General features: G+C 70.0%; 2 protein-coding genes. Both read right to left on the bottom strand.

Features of this window, described 5'->3' with window-relative positions:
* Positions 1-125: 125 nt before the first annotated feature.
* Entirely contained in the window at positions 126-2,687 is a 2,562-nt protein-coding gene (locus ACFXC1_RS28260) for an ABC transporter permease (RefSeq protein ID WP_381247316.1), read from the bottom strand.
* On the bottom strand, positions 2,684-3,411 hold a 728-nt coding region (locus tag ACFXC1_RS28255; protein ID WP_381247314.1), incomplete at its 5' end, for an ABC transporter ATP-binding protein. The genes ACFXC1_RS28255 and ACFXC1_RS28260, both read right to left, overlap by 4 nt.

Genomic DNA, 3,411 nt, shown 5'->3' with positions numbered 1-3,411 from the left:
GACCCCCCGGGGGCGCGGCGCGGCGCGGCGCCGTCCGCCCCTCCCCCCCCCCCCCCCCCGCGCCCCTACGGCTCCCTCTCGGCCGGCGCGTGGGACAGGGAGAGTGGGTGGGCCCTCACCGTCGGTTATTCCGTGGCGATGGCTCGGAGCAGGTCCAGATGTGCGGCTCGGCGCGCTGGGCGGAGGCCTGCTAGTGCGCCTGCTGTCAGGCCTACCAGGGCCACCAGGAGGAGTTGTCGGGGTGGGACGGAGAAGGCGAAGGTGCTGTCGCTTGCGCCGTCCGAGGCCTTTACCAGGACCCAGCCCAGGAAGGCGCCGAGGGTGAGGCCGCCTGCCGTGCCGAAGGCTGCCAGCAGGACCGACTCCCAGCGGATCATGGCCCTCAGTTGGGGGCGGGTCTGGCCTACGGCCCTCAACAGGCCCAGTTCTCGGGTGCGTTCGTGGATTGCCAGGGTCAGTGTGTTGGCGATGCCGAGCAGGGCGATCAGGACTGCGAGGGCGAGCAGGGCGTAGACGAGGGTCAGCATCATGTCTATGCCGCCTGCCGAGGACTGGGCGTATTCGTGGCGGGTCTGGACTTGGGGGGCGCCGTAGTGGTCGGCGACCTTCGCTACGGCGGCCTTGCCCTTCGCCGTGCTCACTCCGTCCTTGAAGGAGACTGCGACCAGTGTGTCGGAGTCCTGGGTGCGGTGTGGGGCCCAGGCTGCGCGGGTGATGACGTAGTCGCCGGCCAGTTCGGACTGGCCGTAGACCGCGCGGACCGTGAAGGTCTTCTTCTTGCCGTCGGTGAAGGCGAGTTGGGCCTTGCTGCCGGTGGTGAGGTGTTGGCGGTTCGCTTCTGTGCGTGTGATGGCGATGCCGTCGGTGCCCAGGGTGGTCAGGGAACCCTGGAGCTTTCCCAGGTCGAAGGTGCGGGCCAGGGCGGTGGGGTTCGTCACCGTCAATGCCCTTCCCTTGCCGTTGACTTCGGCCACTCCTCGGCCCAGTCCGACTGCTGTGTCCACTTCGGGCAATCGGCCGATGGCCCCTGCCAGTCGAGGGCTCAGTCCGCTGCCGCCCGCGCCGAAGGAGGGGGTGCTGACCGCCACGTCTCCGGCGAAGGACCGGGACACGGTCTGGTCCATCGTTGCCTTCAGTGAGGCGCCGAAGACCGTGAAGAGGGATACGACGGCCACGCCGATCATCAGCGCGCTCGCGGTGGCGGCCGTGCGGCGGGGGTTGCGCAGGGCGTTGCGGCGGGCGAGGCCGCCTGTGATGCCGCGCAGTCGGTCCAGGGGGGCGCCCAGGACGCGTACCGCCGTGGAGGAGGCGACTGGGCCCAGGACCACGAAGGCGATCAGGGCCAGCAGTGCCCCAGGTCCCGCCAGTAGGAGGGAGGGTGAGGCCAGTACGCCTGTGAGGGTTACGGCTGCCGCGAGGGCGGCCAGGGCCATTCCGGTGAGCGCTCGGGCGCGGGAGGTGCCGGACTCGTCGACTGCCGTCTCGCGGAGTGCGGCCAGGGGGGCGGTTCGGCCCGCTCGGATGGCCGGCATCAGGGCGGAGGCCAGGCAGACGATCGTGCCTACCAGCAGGGGGAGAGCGAGGGAGAGCGTGTGGATCACCAAGTCGCCGTTGGGGAAAGGGAATCCGATTGCCGGGAACAGTGCCTGGAGTCCGGCCGCTATGCCGATACCGCCTGCGAGACCCGCTGCCGATGCGGTCACGGCTACGGCGCTCGCCTCGGTGACTGTGGCTGCGGTGACCTGGCGGCGGGAGGCGCCTATGGCCCGCAACAGGGCGTTCTCGCGGGTGCGTTGGGCGATGACTATGGCGAAGGTGTTGTGGATGGAGAAGGTCGCCACCAGGAGGGCGATGCCCGAGAAGACCAGGAGGAACGTGGTGAAGATCGTCAGGAATTGGGAGGAGATCATGTCCGTGTTCTCCTGCGCCGACTCCTGGCCCGTGATCGCCTCAACTCCCTTGGGGAGTACGGGAGTCAGGCGGTCGACCAGCTGGCGCTGGCTGACGCCGGGGTCCGCGCGCACGCTGATGCCAGACGCCTCGCCGGGCTTGGCGGTGAGGTACTTCTCGGCGTCGGACTGGGTCATGCCGGTGAACGTCACCTGGGCCATGCCGTCCTCGCCGGCGAAGGTCGCGAGGCCGACGATCTTCACCTTGACGGGGTCCGGTGTGCGCAGTGTTGTGGTGTCGCCGATCTTCAGGTGGCCCTTGTCGGCGGCGCCTCGGTTGACGACGACCTCGCCGGAGGCGGTGGGAGTGCGGCCCTCCGCCAGACGGTACGGGTTGAGTTTCGGGTCGGTGATCCAGTTGCCGGCGAGGGTGGGCGGGCCCTTGCCGCCGATCGGTTCGCCGTTGGCGCCGACCAGTTGACCCGCGCCCTGGATGCTGGGGGCGGCGGCCGCGACGCCGGGTAGCCGGGCGATAGTCCTGGCCAGGGAGGTGCTTACTGGTTGCCGTACGCCCTGGCTCTCGCCGGGTGTTGTGATGGCGTCCGCGCTCCGGACCACGGCGTCCGTGCCGCTGGTCGCGTCGCCGAACATGGTGTCGAAGTTGGCGCGCAGGGTGTCGCCCATGACAAGGGTTCCGGCGAGGAAGGCAACGCCGAGGAAGACCGCGAGGAACGTACCGGCGAAGCGCCCTTTGTGGGCCCGCAGGGAGGACATGCTGAGGCGTACGGACGCGTTCATGACCTCACCTCGAAGGCCTTGAGACGGTCCAGCACCTTGTCGGCCGTAGGGGATTCCATACGGTCCACCAGGCGTCCGTCGGCGAGGAAGACGACCTCGTCCGCGTGGGCGGCGGCCACCGGGTCGTGGGTGACCATGACGACCGTGCGGTCCGTCCGGCGTACGGCGCGGCGGAGCAGGCCGAGGACCTCGCCGCCGGAGCGCGAGTCGAGGTTGCCGGTCGGCTCGTCGGCGAAGACGACCTCGGGGCGGCCCGCGAACGCCCTTGCCACGGCGACGCGTTGCTGCTGGCCGCCGGAGAGTTCGGAGGGGCGGTGGTGGAGGCGGTCACGGAGGCCTACGACGTCGATGAGTTCGGCGATCCAGTCGTGGTCGCCTTTGGCTCCGGAGAGGTCCAGGGGGAGGGTGATGTTCTCGGCGACGGTCAGGGTCGGGATCAGGTTGAAGGCCTGGAAGACGAAGCCGACGCGGTCTCGGCGCAGGAGGGTGAGGCGACGGTCGTCGAGGGAGCCGAGTTCCGTGTCGCCGATGTAGGCGGCTCCGGAGGTGAGTGTGTCGAGTCCGGCGGCGCAGTGCATCAGGGTGGATTTGCCGGAGCCGGAGGGGCCCATGATCGCGGTGAAGCGGCCGGCCGGGAAGTCGACGCTAACTCCGTCCAGGGCCCGAACGGCGGTGTCGCCCCCGCCCGAAAACCATAAGGGGGGGACGCACCCCGCCGCGCGGG

The sequence above is a fragment of the Streptomyces hokutonensis genome (genome assembly GCF_042751305.1).
Classification (GTDB): Bacteria; Actinomycetota; Actinomycetes; order Streptomycetales; family Streptomycetaceae; genus Streptomyces; species Streptomyces hokutonensis_A.
This window is presented reverse-complemented; position numbering and strand designations above follow the sequence as displayed.